This is a genomic window from Pseudomonas sp. RA_15y_Pfl1_P11 (assembly GCF_963970975.1).
GTDB classification, from domain to species: Bacteria; Pseudomonadota; Gammaproteobacteria; order Pseudomonadales; family Pseudomonadaceae; genus Aquipseudomonas; species Aquipseudomonas tritici.
In genome coordinates this window covers 133014-149479 of record NZ_CAXAOY010000005.1, presented here as the reverse complement: position 1 = coordinate 149479, position 16466 = coordinate 133014, and the positions used below count along the sequence as shown (strand labels likewise).

Sequence of the window (16466 nt, the reverse complement as noted above, 5' to 3'; positions counted from 1 at the left end):
GCCTTAGCCCAGCAGGGTAGCCCAGCCTTCAACCACGTCACCGCCCCACTTGGCTTTCCACTCTTTCAGGGTTTTGTGGTTGCCACCTTTGGTTTCAATCACTTCACCGTTGTGCGGGTTTTTGTATTGCTTGACCTTGCGAGCGCGCTTGGTGCCAGTAGTTTTTACCGCGCCGCGCGGTGCTTTAACTTTCGACTCTGGATCCAGCAGCGCGATGATGTCACGCAGGGATTTGGAGTATTCACCCATCAGGGTGCGCAATTTGCCTTCGAATTCCAGCTCGGTTTGCAGTTTGTCGTCTTGGGACAGATTCTTCAAACGGGCTTGCAGCTCTTTGATAGCTTCTTCGGTGGCACGGTATTCGTTGATCAGAGACATGTGGACTACCTTATGTAGAGCGCTGATTGACAGGGACAGTGGCCCAATAATAGTCAGGCGGTTTGCCCAAGTAAACATTTAAGGTCGTATTTATGTGAATTACTTTGAATGTTTGTAGCCTTGCTATGCATTCGAGTTAATTACTAGGGCGTCAACCTAAAGATAACCTGCTTGACATGCGAGGAACACCCATCGGGTAACGCAGTAGATTCATATAAAGGTGGTAAAGCCATAGGCTATTAAGGGTCATGGTACGGGCCTGCGATCAGAATAAGCTTCAACGAATACTGCAGTTTTCTCGCGCAATCGCTAGAATGGCGGCCTTTGCGAAGTTCTGGAGTTTTCCCCTAATGCGCACTTTTCGGCTGGTGATTGCTTGCCCGGACCGGGTCGGCATCGTTGCCAAAGTCAGTAACTTTCTGGCCTCCCACAATGGTTGGATCACCGAAGCGAGTCATCACTCGGACAATCTCAGCGGTTGGTTCTTCATGCGTCACGAGATTCGTGCCGACTCGCTGCCTTTTGGTCTTGATGCCTTCCGCGAGGCGTTTGCGCCGATCGCCGAAGAGTTTTCGATGACCTGGCACGTCACCGACACCGAGCAGAAAAAACGCGTGGTGTTGATGGCCAGTCGCGAATCCCACTGCCTGGCTGATTTGCTGCACCGCTGGCACAGCGATGAGCTGGACTGCGAGATCGCTTGCGTGATTTCCAACCATGACGACCTGCGCAGCATGGTTGAATGGCATGGCATCCCGTATTGCCACGTGCCGGTCAACCCGCAGGACAAGGAGCCGGCGTTCGCCGAAGTCTCGCGCCTTGTCAAGCAACATGAAGCCGACGTTGTGGTGCTGGCGCGCTACATGCAGATCCTGCCGCCGGAGCTATGCCGCGAATATGCTGGCAAGGTGATCAACATCCACCACAGCTTCCTGCCATCGTTCGTAGGGGCCAAGCCGTACCACCAGGCTTCTCTGCGCGGCGTGAAGTTGATCGGTGCGACCTGCCACTACGTCACCGAAGAACTGGACGCTGGTCCGATCATCGAGCAAGACGTGGTGCGTGTCAGCCACAGCGACAGCATTGAAGACATGGTGCGTTTCGGCCGTGACGTCGAAAAGATGGTCCTGGCCCGTGGCCTGCGTTACCACTTGGAAGACCGCGTGCTGGTGCACGGCAACAAGACGGTCGTGTTCTGACCGACGTGTTGTGATTGAAGAATGAAGGGCCTGGGCGTTAAATCGCTCCAGGCCCTTTTTTTCTTTGTGCGCTGTTGAGGATTGAGTCATGAGTGACCCGCTGGAAAAAGCCACGTCAAAAGCCCCGGCGACCCTGGGGGAAGGGTGCTTGAGCCGATATGACCCGGATGACCTCGACAGTGAGGACGGCACCGAATTTCCCGGTGCCGTCGAGTTGTGGGAGCAGGAGCAGGGTAAGGCCGATCCCGAGGACGCGTAATCGCCCGCCTGGATCAGATGCGGAAACTGCCCACCAATTGCTTCAGTCGTGACGCTTGCCGCTCAAGGTCGCCACAGGCGCGCAGCGTGGATTGCAGGTTTTCCACGCCTTCCTGATTGAGGGTGTTGATCTCGGTAATGTCCATGTTGATCGACTCCACCACCGAGGTTTGTTCTTCAGTGGCAGTGGCGACCGACTGGTTCATGCCATCGATCTCACCGATACGCTGAGTCACGCTGTTCAGGCGTTCGCCGGCCAGGTTGGCGATGTCCACACTGTCGAGGCTGTGACGCTGGCTTTCACTCATGGTGCTGACCGAATCCCGGGCGCCGACCTGCAGTTCCTCGATCATCGTTTGTACTTGTTGCGCCGATTCCTGGGTGCGGTGAGCCAGGTTGCGCACTTCGTCCGCGACCACCGCAAACCCACGCCCGGCTTCCCCTGCGCGGGCCGCTTCGATGGCGGCGTTCAGTGCCAGCAGGTTGGTTTGCTGGGAAATACTGGTGATCACCTCAAGAATCTGGCCGATATTCACTGTCTTGCTATTCAGCGCTTCGATGTTGCTGCTGGAAGCGCTGATCATCGCCGACAGTTGGTTCATCGCCTTGATATTTCGCTCCACCACTTGCTGGCCGTCTTCGGCCAAATGCCGCGCGTCGCTGGCCTGGCTCGACGCTTGAGCGGCATTGCGCGCGATTTCCTGGGCGGCGGCGCCCAGTTCGTTGATGGCGGCCGCCACGCTGTTGGTGCGGTTGGCCTGCTCGTCGGAGTTGACCATCGACGAATTGGACGCGCTGACGACCCGCAGTGCCACCTCATTGACCTGTTCGGTGGCGGAGGACACTTCACGGATCGAGGTATGAATACGCTCCACAAACCGGTTGAATGCGTTACCCAGTGTGCCGAATTCATCATTGTTGTGGATGCTCAGGCGACGGGTCAGATCGCCTTCGCCGTCGGCAATGTCCTGCATGGCGCGCGTCATCACATGCAGTGGTTGCAACAGCACGCGGATCAGCATGCCGAGCAGGGCGATGATGATCACCACGGCAATGATCGTAGCGATGACCGCGGAAGTGCGGAACTCGCTGAGCATGGCGAAGGATTTGTCTTTATCTACCGAAATACCGAGGTACCAGTTCACCGAGGGCAGGCCCTTGATCGGTGTAAAGGTCACGATAGCGTCTTTGCCGTTGGCCTCGACTTCGCTGAAGTCTGCACTGATCTTCGGGGTGTTTTTCGGGTACACGTCGGCCAGGGTCTTCATCACCAGGTTTTTGTCTGGGTGTACCAGTACTTTGCCATCGGCACTGACCAGGAAAGCATAGCCCATGCCGCCGAAGTTCAGCACGCCAATGTTATCCACTAGGGTTTGCAGGCTCAGGTCGCCACCGACCACGCCGATGCTCTGGGTACCCTGGGTGCTGGGGGTGGCAACGGAAATGATCAATTTGCCAGTGGCGGCATCGATGTAGGGTTCGGTCAGGGTTGAACCGTTGCTGCTCTGGGCGCCTTTGTACCAGGGGCGCACACGCGGATCGAAGCCGTCCGGCATCTTGGTGTCGGGACGGATGGTGAAGGCGCCCTTGCTGTCGCCGACGTAGGTTGCCATGAACGAAGAGGTCAGTGCTTTCTGTTCCAGCAGGCTGGCAACGGCAGCAGGCTCGGGGTTAATGGCGATGTTTTGCGCGGCATTTTCCACCAGGGCAATGTGCCCGGTCAGCCAGGTTTGAATGTTGCTGGCGGTGACATCGCCCATTTCATGCAGGTAGTTGTTGAGGTCGTCACGAATCGCGTTGCGTTGCAGGTAATCGTTGTAGAGGGTAAACAGCGCGAAAGCGGCGATGACGATAAGGGAGGCTGCAAGCAGGATTTTATGGCTGAAACGCAGATTTTTATTCATGGCTTGTAGGGTCCGCTATGGTCTTGATATCCGAGGCGCGTCCTCGTGGGATGCGCAAAATGGTAGCGTCAAAAAAGGTGTAATAATCCGATTGATAGCTCTGTGGGTCCCTGTAGGAACTATCTGACCTATTTTTAGACTTTATGGGTCTCACATAGCCCTGTATCGACCTGACGACAGTAAAGATTAACCATGGGTGACGAAATGCCTGATTCTACGCAACTCCTTATCGGTGCTGACCTTACTGGCCAGCCTATCGCCCAGGCCATGCGCCTGGCCAACCGTCACGGGTTGATCGCCGGCGCCACCGGCACGGGCAAGACCGTCACGTTGCAACGTCTGGCCGAAGCCTTCAGTGATGCCGGCGTGGCAGTGTTTGCCGCCGACATCAAGGGTGACCTGTGCGGCCTGGGCGCTGCGGCGGCCCCCCAAGGCAAGGTCGCCGAGCGTATCGCCGGCATGCCTTTCCTGAATTACACGGCCAAGGCTTATCCGGTCACGCTGTGGGACATCCACGGGCAGTCTGGCCATCCGTTGCGCACCACTATCAGCGAAATGGGGCCGTTGTTGCTCGGTAGCCTGCTGGAGCTTACCGACAGCCAACAGTCGGCCCTCTACGCAGCCTTCAAGGTGGCGGATCGCGAAGGCCTGTTGCTTCTGGACCTCAAAGACCTCAAGGCACTGCTTAACCATCTGCGCTATCACCCGGAATTGCTGGGCGAAGACGCAGCGCTGATGACCACTGGTTCCAGCCAGGCATTGTTACGACGTCTGGCGGTGTTGGAACAGCAGGGCGCCGAAGCCTTGTTTGGCGAGCCGGCCTTGCAGTTGGAAGATATCCTGCAGCCCACCAGCGACGGGCGCGGGCGCATCCACCTGCTGGACGCCAGCCGCTTGGTGCACGAAGCGCCGAAGGTATACGCGACGTTCCTGCTGTGGCTGTTGGCGGAATTGTTCGAGCAACTGCCCGAGCGCGGTGACGCCGACAAACCGCTGCTCGCACTGTTTTTTGACGAAGCGCATTTGCTGTTCGCCGACACGCCCAAGGCGTTGCAAGAGCGTTTGGAGCAGGTGGTGCGGCTGATTCGTTCGAAAGGCGTTGGCGTGTATTTTGTCACCCAGTCGCCAGGCGACCTGCCGGACAGCGTATTGGCCCAACTCGGCCTGCGCATCCAGCATGGTCTGCGGGCGTTTACCACTAAAGAACAGAAGTCTTTGCGCGCCGTAGCGGACGGCTTCCGGCCAAACCCGGCCTTTGACGCGTTGTCGGTATTGACCGAACTGGGCACGGGTGAGGCTTTGGTGGGCACCTTGCAGGAAAAGGGCACGCCGGAGGTGGTCCAGCGCGTACTGGTCGCACCGCCACAATCACGGATCGGGCCGCTCAGCGAAACCGAGCGCGCTGCCTTGATCGCCAGTTCGCCCTTGCAGCGCCGGTATGACAAACCGATCGATCGGGAATCCGCTTATGAAGTGCTGATGGCACGCAAGGAGCTTGGGCCGACCGAAGAGGCCGCACCGGCCACCGATGAGCCAAGCTTTACCGACAGGGCCGGGGTGTTTCTCGGCACGACGGCGGGCAAAGCGCTGAAATCAGCGATGCAGCAAGCCGCCAATCAGATGGGCCGGCAACTGGTGCGTGGTTTATTGGGGTCGTTATTGGGCGGGAGCAAGCGCAAATAGCGAATCAGGGTTTGGGTTTGGCGTGGGCAGCCAGCCGCTCAAGCGCCGCGCGCAAGCCGGGGTCGCTGATCCCGTCGGCCGTTGCCTGAATGGTTTCGGCCGCATTTGTCGAGAGGTCCAGGGTATGACCCTCCACGCCGGGTAGGGGGGTGGGCGGTTGTACTTTGAATTGGACGCGCGTCAAACCCGCAAACTCATCAAAGGTCATCAATTGACGCTGCAGGCGTTTTTGCTGATAACGCAAACGCGTTGCCCAGTGACCATCTGTGACAATAAGCAGCAGGTTCCCCTCACGCCACGACGCCACGCGGCAGTGTTCGCGCGCGGCGGGTTGCAGCTGGCTTTCGAGAAGGCGTTGCAGATGGCCCAAGCGTTGCGCATGGCCAAAGATAGCTTTCAACGGCTTGGCTTCGCGCAGCAACACGGCAGGCGCGCGGGCTGTTAGGGGGCGAAATGCCATTATTGGACACCTTAAGTAACAGAGCGGCCATCTTAGCAGAAAGCGCTTGTATGCCCCCAGGCCATGCCTTCGTGGGTTTTGTGCGTGAAATCAATCAGTAACTTCTTCGCTCCATGGGTTGAAGTTCCAGCAAAAGCCCTTATTTTAAACGTGCCCTCTCACGGCGCCATGCCAGCCTCGCGGAACAACGCCACTTTCCTCACCCACGAATCCGGGTAGAATGCGCGTTCGCATGCGGCCGTGAGGGCTGCTCGGGCCACTCACGGTGCGCCCTCCATCCCTATGTGTGGAAGAACCTGCCGATATGTTTGCGCCTTTGTTAAAGAAACTTTTTGGAAGCAAGAATGAGCGTGAAGTCAAACGCATGCTCAAGACGGTGCAGCTGGTCAATGCCTTCGAAGAGCAGATGGTTGCCCTTTCGGACGAGCAATTGCGCGCCAAGACCGAAGAGTTCAAGGCCCGCATAGCCAAAGGTGAAACCCTCGACAAGCTGCTTCCCGAAGCCTTTGCGGTCGCCCGCGAAGCCGGCAAGCGTGTCATGGGCATGCGCCACTTCGACGTCCAGTTGATCGGCGGCATGACCTTGCATGAAGGCATGATTGCCGAAATGCGTACCGGTGAAGGCAAGACCCTCGTGGCCACCCTTGGCGTTTACCTCAACGCACTGTCCGGCAAGGGCGTGCACGTTGTAACGGTGAACGACTACCTGGCTCGCCGGGACGCCAACTGGATGCGCCCGCTCTATGAATTCCTCGGCCTGACCGTCGGCGTTGTGACGCCGTTCCAGCCGCCGGAAGAGAAGCGTGCCGCCTACGCTGCCGACATCACCTACGGCACCAACAACGAATTCGGTTTCGACTACTTGCGCGACAACATGGCGTTCAGCATGGATGAGAAATTCCAGCGCGAACTCAACTTTGCCGTGATCGACGAAGTCGACTCCATCCTCATCGACGAAGCCCGTACCCCACTGATCATCTCCGGCCAGGCCGAAGACAGCTCGCGCCTGTACACCGAGATCAACAAGTTGATCCCGCGTCTGGAGCAGCACATCGAAGAAGTGGAAGGCGTAGTGACCAAAGAAGGTCATTTCACCATCGATGAGAAGACCCGCCAGGTCGAACTCAACGAAGGCGGTCACCAGTTCGTCGAAGAAATGCTCACCCAGATCGGCCTGCTGGCCGAAGGCGAAAGCCTGTACTCGGCGCACAACCTGGGCCTGTTGACCCACGTGTATGCCGGTCTGCGCGCCCACAAGCTGTTCCATCGCAACGTCGAATACATCGTGCAGGACGGCCAAGTCGTTCTGGTTGACGAACACACCGGCCGTACCATGCCGGGGCGTCGTCTGTCCGAGGGCCTGCACCAGGCTATCGAAGCCAAGGAAGTGCTCAACATCCAGGCCGAAAGCCAGACGTTGGCCTCCACCACGTTCCAGAACTACTTCCGTCTGTACAACAAACTCTCCGGCATGACCGGTACGGCCGACACTGAAGCGTTCGAATTCCACCAGATCTACGGTCTGTCGGTGATGGTTATCCCGCCGAACAAGCCGCTGGCGCGTAAGGACTACAACGACCTGGTGTTCCTGACTGCCGACGAGAAATATGCAGCGATCGTCGCCGACATCAAGGAATGCATGACTCACGGCCGTCCAGTGCTGGTGGGTACGGCCACCATCGAAACGTCCGAACACATGTCCAGCCTGCTCAATAAGGAAGGCATCGAGCACAAGGTCCTCAACGCCAAGTTCCACGAAAAAGAAGCCGAGATCATCGCCCAGGCGGGTCGCCCAGGCGCGCTGACCATCGCCACCAACATGGCCGGTCGTGGTACTGACATCCTGTTGGGCGGTAACTGGGAAGTGGAAGTGGCTTCGCTGGAAGACCCGACTCCAGAGCAGATCGCGCAGATCAAGGCGGATTGGCAGAAACGTCACCAGGCCGTTCTGGAATCCGGTGGACTGCAGGTGATCGCTTCCGAGCGTCACGAATCGCGTCGTATCGACAACCAGCTGCGTGGTCGTGCCGGTCGTCAGGGTGACGCCGGTTCCAGCCGCTTCTACCTGTCGCTGGAAGACAGCCTGATGCGCATCTTCGCCTCGGACCGCGTGAAGAATTTCATGAAGGCTTTGGGCATGCAGTCCGGTGAAGCGATCGAGCACCGTATGGTGACCAACGCCATCGAGAAGGCACAGCGCAAGGTTGAAGGGCGTAACTTCGATATTCGTAAGCAACTGCTCGAGTTCGATGACGTCAACAACGAACAGCGTAAAGTGATCTATCACATGCGTAACACGTTGCTGGCCGCCGACAACATTGGCGAGACCATTGCTGACTTCCGTCAGGACGTGCTCAATGCCACCGTCAGCGCTCACATCCCGCCACAATCCCTGCCAGAACAGTGGGATGTTGCCGGCCTGGAAGCGGCATTGAAGAGCGACTTCGGTGTCGACTTGCCGGTTCAACAATGGCTGGACGAAGACGATCACCTGTACGAAGAGACGCTGCGCGAGAAACTGATGGCCGAGCTGCTGGCTGCGTACAACGAGAAAGAAGAGCAGGCGAGTGCCGAAGCACTGCGCACGTTCGAGAAGCAAATCGTACTGCGCGTGCTGGACGACCTGTGGAAAGACCACCTGTCGACCATGGACCACCTGCGTCACGGCATCCACCTGCGTGGCTACGCCCAGAAGAACCCAAAGCAGGAGTACAAGCGCGAGTCGTTCACGTTGTTCTCCGAACTGCTGGATTCGATCAAGCGCGATTCGATCCGCGTGCTGTCCCACGTTCAGGTGCGTCGCGAAGACCCGATCGAGGAAGAGGCCCGCCTGCGCGAGGAGGCCGAGGCACTGGCGGCACGCATGCAGTTCCAGCATGACGAGGCGCCAGGTCTGGAAGCCCCTGAAGTACTGGCCGAAGAGACTGATGTGGCCCTGGCTCAAACCCCGGTTCGCAACGACCAGAAGCTGGGTCGCAACGAGCTGTGCTATTGCGGTTCGGGCAAGAAGTTCAAACACTGCCACGGCCAGATCGAATAAGATTTCTGCCTGACGCTGCAACACCCTGCGCCGCGACCGGCCTCTGCCGTCGCGGCGTTTTGCCATTAATTTCGCCGTCGATCATGACGGTACAGACATCACCCATTTTTAAGGAGCGCATTCATGGCTGTTGGTCTTGGTCCTTTGCCCACATTGCACCCGGTTGCCGGTTTTGAACTGGGTATCGCTTCGGCCGGCATCAAGCGCCCGGGTCGCAAGGATGTGGTGGTGATGCGTTGCGCCGAAGGCTCGACCGTCGCCGGGGTGTTCACCCTCAATGCGTTCTGTGCCGCGCCGGTGATCCTGGCCAAGCAACGCGTGGCTGGCACCATCCGTTACTTACTGACCAACACCGGCAATGCCAACGCCGGGACCGGCGAGCCTGGCCTGGTTGCTGCTGCTCGCACCTGCGCCAAGCTGGCCCAGTTGACCGGCGTCGACGCCAGCCAAGTGCTGCCGTACTCCACTGGCGTAATCGGTGAGCCGCTGCCCGTGGAAAAAATCGAAGGCGCACTGCAAGCCGCACTCGATGACCTGTCTGTGGATAACTGGGCGGCAGCGGCTACCGGCATCATGACCACCGACACCTTGCCAAAAGGCGCGAGCCGCCAGTTCGTGCACGACGGCGTGACCGTCACCGTGACGGGCATCAGCAAGGGCGCAGGCATGATCCGCCCGAACATGGCCACCATGCTCGGTTACATCGCCACCGACGCCAAAGTCTCTCGCGACGTGCTGCACAGCTTGATCCTGGACGGCGCCAACAAGTCGTTCAACCGCATCACCATCGATGGCGATACCTCGACCAACGACTGCTGCATGCTGATCGCCACCGGCCAGGCCAACCTGCCGGAAATCACCGAGGCCAGCGGCCCGTTGTTCGCGGCCTTGAAGCAGGCAGTGTTCGAAGTGTGCATGGACGTGGCCCAGGCCATCGTGCGTGACGGCGAGGGCGCGACCAAGTTTGTGACGGTTGAAGTCAACGGCGGCGGCAACCACCAGGAATGCCTGGATGTCGGTTACACCGTGGCTCACTCGCCACTGATCAAGACCGCATTGTTCGCCTCTGACCCTAACTGGGGCCGTATCCTGGCAGCAGTCGGCCGTGCCGGCGTGCCAGACCTGGACGTGAGCAAGATCGACGTGTTTCTCGGTGATGTGTGCATTGCCAGCCGTGGCGCCCGCGCCGAGACCTACACCGAAGCCCAAGGCTCGGCGGTGATGCAGCAGGAAGAAATCACCATCCGCATCGAGCTCGGTCGCGGCGAGTGCAGCGAAACCATCTGGACCACCGACCTGTCCCACGAGTACGTGAAGATCAACGCGGAATACCGTACCTGATAGCAAAAAAAGGAAAAGCGCGGTGAAACGAGTGCATGTAGCAGCAGCGGTGATCCGCGGTGTCGACGGCAGGATCCTGCTGGCGCGCCGCGCCGATACCCAGCATCAGGGCGGCCTCTGGGAGTTTCCTGGAGGCAAGGTGGAGGCCGATGAGTCGGTCGCCAGTGCACTGTCCCGCGAATTGCAGGAAGAACTGGGCATCCAGGTCACCACGGCGCGGCCGCTGATCAAGGTGCAACATGATTACCCGGACAAGCAGGTGTTGCTGGATGTCTGGGAAGTCTCGGCCTTTACCGGCGAACCCCACGGCGCCGAAGGGCAGCCGCTGGAATGGGTTGCCCCTCGGGACCTGCTCAACTATGAGTTCCCGGCAGCCAATGCGCCGATTGTGGCGGCTGCGCGTTTGCCGGCTGAATACCTGATCACCCCTGGCGAGTTGGAAACCCCGACACTGTTGCGCGGTATCCAGCAAGCCATCGCCGGCGGCATCAAGCTGGTTCAGCTGCGCGCACCCAACGGCTACGACCCCAAATACCGCGATCTTGCGGTGGATGCGGTGGGTTTGTGTGCGGGCAAGGCTCAGTTGATGCTCAAGGGGCCATTTGAGTGGTTGGGGGATTTTCCTTCGGCGGGCTGGCACATGACTTCGGCGCAACTGCGTAAATATGCGAGCAAAGGCCGGCCGCTGCCTAAAGATCGCTGGTTGGCGGCGTCTTGCCACAATGCCGAGGAGTTGGCGCTGGCGGAAATGATGGACGTGGATTTTGTCACGCTGTCGCCAGTGCAGCCGACGCAGACTCATCCTGATGCACAGCCGTTGGGTTGGGAGCAGGCGGCTGAGTTGATCAGCGGGTTCAGCAAACCGGTGTTTCTGTTGGGTGGGGTTGGGCCTGCTGAGCGGGAAAAGGCTTGGGAGGCTGGGGCTCAAGGTGTCGCTGGGATCAGGGCGTTCTGGCCCGAGGCATGAAACTCCACCGTAGCAGCTGCCTCGCTTGAGCTCGACAGCTGCTACGCGAGGGTTTGTCAGTGAGGCTTGGCCGCTGCCTGCCACAACACCTCAGCAACACCCTGACGCCTGGCAATCACGCGCGCCGCCACAAACAATAAATCCGACAGTCGATTGATATACGCCAACCCGACCCCTTCCAACGGCTCCACCGCATTCAAGTGCTGACACCGCCGCTCCGCAGTGCGTGCCAGGCTGCGGCATACATGGGCCTGGGCGATCAACGCCGAGCCACCGGGCAGGATGAAGTTCTCCAGCGGGCCCACTTCCTCATTCCAGCGATCAATTGCCGCTTCCAGCCGATCCACTTCTGCCGCATTCAATGCCTTGTACACCGGCATCGCCAACTCACCGCCCAAGTCGAACAGTCGATGCTGGCAAGGCGTGAGTACTTCAACCACATCCATCAACTCAGGGTGCTTGCCGCTTTGCTCTTCAAGATTGGCCAGCAGCAACCCCAGCTGGCTGTTCAGCGTATCCACTTCACCAATGGCTTCCACCCGTGGGTGGTCCTTGGGCACGCGGCGGCCGTCGCCCAGGCCGGTTTCGCCTGTGTCGCCAGTGCGGGTGTAGATCTTCGACAGGCGAAAGCCCATGGTCAGTGCTCCAGTTGGTTCAATTCGTAGGGGGGCAGTTGGCTGCCGGCCAAGGGTAGGCGCAGGGTGAAGCAGGTGCCTTGGCCGAGGGTGGAGTGCACCTCCATCTGGCCTTTGTGGTTGTTGGTGATGATGAAATAGGACACCGACAGCCCAAGCCCGGTGCCCTGGCCGATTTCCTTGGTGGTAAAGAACGGTTCGAAGGTGCGCTTACGCACGTTCTCGCTCATGCCGATGCCGTTGTCTTCCACTTGGATCTCCGCCCACGGCGGGTTGAGACGGGTACGCAGGATAATGCGCCCCGGCTCACTGCCGTCTGCACGCAGGTGGATGGCCTGGGCGGCATTTTTCAGCAGGTTGAGCAGCACCTGTTCCAACTCGTTGGCAGTGCCCGGAACCGGGCCCAGTTGGGGGTCGAACTGGCGGGTGATCGCCTGACCCTTGAAGTCAAAGCCGATGGCAAGGTCGAAGTCGTTACCGGCGATTTCCACGGCTTGGTCGATCAGCGCCGGCAAATCGCAAGGCGCCATTTGCCGGTTGCTACGGCGGCTGAAACTGAGCATATGGGTGACGATCTTCGCCGCCCGGGCTCCGGCCTGCTGAATACCATCGAGCAGTTGTGGCACGTCGCGGCCCTCGAGGTAACGGTTGACCGTGTCCAGTTCGATGCCAGCCTGTTCAGCGTGCTCCAGGTTCTTGGGTAGGTCGGGAGACAACCGGCGGCGGATGTTCTGCACGTTATGCAGGATCGCCCCCAGCGGATTGTTGATCTCATGGGCCATACCAGCGGCCAGGCCACCCACAGAGAGCATTTTTTCCGACTGCACCATCATTTCTTCCAGGGACAGGCGCTGGGTGATGTCATCGATCCGGATCACCACGCCACGCCCAGCGCCCCCCATCAGCGGGTAGAAGGTCAGGGCATAGTGCTTGGGTTCATCGTCTTTGAACCACGTGACGCGCTCGATGCGTTCCACGGTGTGCTGTTCGACGGTTGCCCTGATCTGCGGCAGGTACGGTTTGAGCGGCTGGAACGCCAGGTAAATCGGCTGGTTCAGGGCTTCATCCAGGCGCGTGCCGGAGAGGGCGCTGGCCTCCTGGTTCCATTGGGTGACGTAGAGCTGTTCATCCAGGGCGATCAGCGCCGAGGGCATCGAGTCGATGATACTGTTCAGATAGTTCTGAAACCCGGTGAGCTTTTTCTCGATCTTGCTGCGAACTTGGACTTCCAGTTCGAGCTTGCGATTGGTGTGGCGCGTTTCTTCGGCCAGGCCTTGGGCCTGGTCATAGGCGGCCTGGGAGTCGTCACGCGCACGCTTGAGTTGCTGCTCGCGCGCTTCGATACGCGACAGCATGGTGTTGAAGGCTTCGGCCAGGCTGCCGATTTCATCGTGATTGCCGCGGCCGGCGCGCAGGGCGTAGTTCTCTTCGCGGGTGACTTGGCGCGAGAGTTCTTCCAGCTCGTGGATCGGACGGGTGATCAGGCGTTTGATCTGGCGGGCAATGACCAGCCACAGCAGCACGCTGAAAATCAGGATGCCCAGGCTGGCCGTGAGCGTGCCGGTATAGAACGCCACCGGCAATTCACTGCTGGCCACCAGCAACAGATGCCCGGATGGCAGGCCCGCACGGGGCAGGGTGATGATCTGATTGCTGCGAAACTCGGTGACACGCCAGGCTTCGATATGCCGGTAGTGGTCCGGCAGGTGCAGGCGGTCGCCGTGTTGCATCTGCGCCAAAAGGTTGCCAGCACCGTCGTACAGGGCGGCTGCACGCAGGGGGGAATAGCTGGTCAGCTCATTGAGCAGGGCATCAGCTTTCGCGGGCGACTCAAGGGCCTCGGCGGCGAGCGCGGGGTTGGACACCAGGCGGCCAATAGCCTGCAACGCCTGGGGCGCCATGCTTTCCTGGGAGATCCAGTAGGCGGCGCTGATAAAAGTCAGGTTGGCCACCAGCAAGACGGTGGTCAGCAGCACCAGCAGGGCGGCCAGCAGTTTCTGCCCGACCGGTAAATTTTCAAGACGCTGGCGCAACGGCATCAGGGTTTTCCCAGGCAATAGACAGACGAGCAGGGTAGCGCGTGGCTCAGTCGCGGGGCAATCCGCGCGCGAGTAACTGCTCGACCAAGCGTACTTGCAGCTGTTGCAAATGCGGCAGGTTCAACTGATGACGGCTGGCTGCCTGGCAAGCATAGCCCAATAGATAGCTGATTTCGGTGCGTCGGCCGGCGGCCACGTCCTGGAACATGGAGGAGTAGTTGGCGGCCGTGGCGTGGATTACCCGTTCCACTTCTTGCTGCAGGTCCTGCGCGGCTGCGGGTTGGCCGCAGCATTCCAGCAGTTCACCGAGTTCGGCGCAGAGGGTGGCGACTTCGCAGTGATGGGCTTGCAGTTCTCCATTGCGGCACTGGTACAGCACCGTCAGTGGGTTGATCGCGCAATTGAGGGCCAATTTACGCCACAGCCGCGTGAGGATATCGGTGCTCCAATCGTGGGGGATGCTGGCGGCGTTCAAATCATCGAGCCAAAGTGGCGGGGTAGGGTGGCTGGCGTCTCCCAGCCAGGTATAGCCATGGCCGGCGAACACCACGCGCCAGTCGCCATCGCGAAATGCGCCTTCGGTGCTGGAGGCAAAGATGCAGCGAACCTGGGGCAGTTGCGCGGCCACTGCGTCTTGGCTGCCCAGACCGTTCTGCAACAGGATCAGCTCGGCATCGGGTGTCAGTCGATGTTGCAACTGTGCGACAGCGTCTTGGGCGTCGTAGGCTTTGCACGCCACCAGCAGGCGATGAATCGGTTCGGGGCTGTCGGGCGTTTCGCCGATGACCGGGTAAGTGTGTTCGACGCCTTGTTCTATCAGGGTCAGCCCTTTGGCGGCCTGATAACTGGCCAGGCGTGCCTCATCGCGCAGGATCAACCTTACGGGCACGCCCGCACGTGCCAGGCGAGTGGCCCAGAGTGTGCCCAGGCTGCCAGCGCCGAGAATATGCCAGGTGGTCGACATCAGTTTGTGCTCCGTAGGGTCGCTCACAGTGAACGCGGCGAAAGAACCGCTATAATGCTCCGGCATTTTAGCTCGGGCGCGCTCCATCTCTACTGAGCCCGCCCCTTATATTGGAGAAATGACATGCCTTCGTTCGACGTGGTATCCGAACTGGACAAACACGAAGTCACCAACGCCGTCGAGAACGCCGTCAAGGAGCTGGATCGCCGCTATGACTTGAAAGGCAAGGGCAGCTTCGAATTCAAGGAAAAGGACCTGACCGTCAACCTGACCGCTGAAGCCGATTTCCAGCTGGAAGCGATGATCGAGATCCTCAAGCTGTCGCTGGTCAAGCGCAAGATCGATGCGCAGTGCCTTGAAATCAAGGATGCCTACGCCTCCGGCAAGCTGATGAAGCAGGAAGCCGTGCTCAAGGAAGGCATCGATAAGGAGCTGGCGAAGAAGATCGTTGCCCACGTCAAGGACGCCAAGCTGAAAGTCCAGGCCGCCATCCAGGGTGAGCAGGTGCGTATCACTGGCAAGAAGCGTGACGACCTCCAAGAGGCCATCGCGGCCTTGCGTGCCAAGACGTTCGATATGCCGCTGCAGTTCAATAACTTCCGCGACTGATGGCACATTGTGGAACCAGCGGGCGTTTTTGACGTCCCACGCCCTAGACACCTGCGCCCACTCTTGAGCCCTACGGGGCTCAATTGCATTTGTGGCCCGTGAATACGCCGAACATCCGGTAACCAGGAGAATGTTGATGGATTTGAACGCTGAAATGGATCACTTGATCAAGACCTCACAGTCGTGGATCCCGATGATCATGGAATACGGCAGCCGGGTATTGCTCGCTGTAATCACCCTGGCCATTGGTTGGTGGCTGATCAACGTATTTACCCACCGAGTAGGGCGCTTGCTGGCCACCCGTAACGCCGATCTGGCACTGCAGCACTTCGTCACCAGCCTGGCGAACATCGCGCTCAAAGTCATGCTGATTGTCAGCGTGGCCTCAATGATCGGCGTAGCGACCACCTCGTTCGTTGCTGCGATCGGTGCCGCTACCCTGGCCATTGGCCTGGCATTGCAAGGCAGCCTGGCCAACTTCGCCGGCGGCGTATTGATTCTGTTGTTCCGCCCGTTCCGTATTGGTGACTGGATCGAAGCCCAGGGCACCTCGGGTACCGTCGACAGCATCCAGATCTTCCACACTGTGCTGCGTACCGGCGACAACAAGACGGTGATCTTACCTAACGGCATCCTGTCCAACGGCATCATCACCAATACCAATCGTCAGCCGACTCGCAAGGTCGTGTTTGACGTGGGTGTGGACTATGACGCTGACCTGCAGAAAGCTCGCGAAGTGCTGCTGGAGTTGGCGAAAGATCCGCGCGTGCTGGCGGACCCGATGGCTGTGGCCGTGGTTTCAACCTTGGGCGACAGCTCGATCACCGTGTCCCTGCGCTGCTGGACCAAGACGTCGGATTACTGGGATTTGGTGTTCTTGTTCAATGAGCTGGCACGTGACCGTTTGAAAGCGGTGGGAATTGATATTCCGTTTCCGCAGCGGGTTATTCGGGTGGTGCAGGAAACAGCCGCTAAGTAATGTGGAGCAA

Annotated in this window: 14 protein-coding genes and 1 pseudogene; 8 read left to right on the top strand and 7 right to left on the bottom strand. The window is 59.3% G+C overall.

Annotated elements, in window-relative coordinates:
- Positions 1-3: 3 nt before the first annotated feature.
- Positions 4-378 carry a histone-like nucleoid-structuring protein MvaT gene (mvaT, locus tag AACY44_RS08180; protein ID WP_005790963.1) on the bottom strand — a complete coding sequence of 125 codons (375 nt, stop codon included), beginning with the start codon at positions 376-378 and terminating at the stop codon, positions 4-6.
- A gap of 350 nt (positions 379-728) precedes the next feature.
- Here mvaT and purU point away from each other — a divergent pair, with 350 nt between their 5' ends.
- Together purU and AACY44_RS08170 are read left to right on the top strand one after the other, a co-directional pair.
- Positions 729-1577: a formyltetrahydrofolate deformylase gene (purU, locus tag AACY44_RS08175; RefSeq protein WP_339417226.1), complete on the top strand. Its 849-nt coding sequence runs from the start codon at positions 729-731 to the stop codon at positions 1575-1577.
- Between the two features lie 88 nt (positions 1578-1665).
- Positions 1666-1836, top strand: coding sequence for a hypothetical protein (locus AACY44_RS08170; protein WP_339417225.1), 171 nt, complete (start codon positions 1666-1668; stop codon positions 1834-1836).
- Positions 1837-1849: 13 nt separating this feature from the next.
- On the opposite strand, the gene AACY44_RS27690 is transcribed toward AACY44_RS08170, so the two are convergent.
- A complete protein-coding gene (locus AACY44_RS27690; RefSeq protein ID WP_370467841.1) occupies positions 1850-2614 on the bottom strand; it encodes a methyl-accepting chemotaxis protein in 765 nt (254 codons plus the stop codon).
- A gap of 93 nt (positions 2615-2707) precedes the next feature.
- A pseudogene (locus AACY44_RS27685) lies at positions 2708-3739 on the bottom strand (HAMP domain-containing protein); the annotation flags it as partial.
- 204 nt (positions 3740-3943) lie between these two features.
- Between AACY44_RS27685 and AACY44_RS08160 the strand changes: the two are divergent.
- Entirely contained in the window at positions 3944-5422 is a 1479-nt protein-coding gene (locus AACY44_RS08160) for a helicase HerA-like domain-containing protein (protein WP_339530027.1), read from the top strand.
- A 4-nt stretch (positions 5423-5426) separates the two neighbouring features.
- Here the strand turns inward: AACY44_RS08160 and AACY44_RS08155 are convergent, their stop codons facing one another.
- Positions 5427-5882: a DUF721 domain-containing protein gene (locus tag AACY44_RS08155; protein WP_339417222.1), complete on the bottom strand. Its 456-nt coding sequence runs from the start codon at positions 5880-5882 to the stop codon at positions 5427-5429.
- 304 nt (positions 5883-6186) lie between these two features.
- On the opposite strand from AACY44_RS08155, the gene secA reads away from it, so the two are divergent.
- The 3 genes from secA to AACY44_RS08140 all read left to right on the top strand — a co-directional run bounded on the left by secA (position 6187) and on the right by AACY44_RS08140 (position 11230).
- Entirely contained in the window at positions 6187-8922 is a 2736-nt protein-coding gene (secA, locus tag AACY44_RS08150; protein ID WP_339417221.1) for a preprotein translocase subunit SecA, read from the top strand.
- Positions 8923-9045: 123 nt separating this feature from the next.
- On the top strand, positions 9046-10263 hold the full coding sequence (gene argJ / locus AACY44_RS08145; protein WP_065889944.1) for a bifunctional glutamate N-acetyltransferase/amino-acid acetyltransferase ArgJ: 1218 nt from the start codon (positions 9046-9048) through the stop codon (positions 10261-10263).
- A gap of 22 nt (positions 10264-10285) precedes the next feature.
- Positions 10286-11230, top strand: a complete 945-nt coding sequence (locus AACY44_RS08140) for a Nudix family hydrolase (protein WP_339427474.1) — start codon at positions 10286-10288, stop codon at positions 11228-11230.
- Positions 11231-11286: 56 nt separating this feature from the next.
- Here the strand turns inward: AACY44_RS08140 and AACY44_RS08135 are convergent, their stop codons facing one another.
- Genes AACY44_RS08135 through AACY44_RS08125 form a run of 3 tightly spaced genes read right to left on the bottom strand, consistent with a single transcriptional unit; the run spans position 11287 to position 14868 of the window.
- Positions 11287-11865 carry a cob(I)yrinic acid a,c-diamide adenosyltransferase gene (locus AACY44_RS08135; RefSeq protein ID WP_339417218.1) on the bottom strand — a complete coding sequence of 193 codons (579 nt, stop codon included), beginning with the start codon at positions 11863-11865 and terminating at the stop codon, positions 11287-11289.
- A gap of 2 nt (positions 11866-11867) precedes the next feature.
- Complete coding sequence (locus tag AACY44_RS08130) at positions 11868-13904, bottom strand: sensor histidine kinase (RefSeq protein WP_339530024.1); 2037 nt, start codon at positions 13902-13904, stop codon at positions 11868-11870.
- A 46-nt stretch (positions 13905-13950) separates the two neighbouring features.
- A complete protein-coding gene (locus AACY44_RS08125; RefSeq protein WP_339436028.1) occupies positions 13951-14868 on the bottom strand; it encodes a putative 2-dehydropantoate 2-reductase in 918 nt (305 codons plus the stop codon).
- 123 nt (positions 14869-14991) lie between these two features.
- On the opposite strand from AACY44_RS08125, the gene AACY44_RS08120 reads away from it, so the two are divergent.
- Both AACY44_RS08120 and AACY44_RS08115 read left to right on the top strand, forming a co-directional pair.
- Complete coding sequence (locus AACY44_RS08120) at positions 14992-15477, top strand: YajQ family cyclic di-GMP-binding protein (RefSeq protein ID WP_159955504.1); 486 nt, start codon at positions 14992-14994, stop codon at positions 15475-15477.
- 136 nt (positions 15478-15613) lie between these two features.
- Positions 15614-16456: a mechanosensitive ion channel family protein gene (locus AACY44_RS08115; RefSeq protein ID WP_339436029.1), complete on the top strand. Its 843-nt coding sequence runs from the start codon at positions 15614-15616 to the stop codon at positions 16454-16456.
- The last annotated feature ends 10 nt before the right edge of the window (positions 16457-16466 follow it).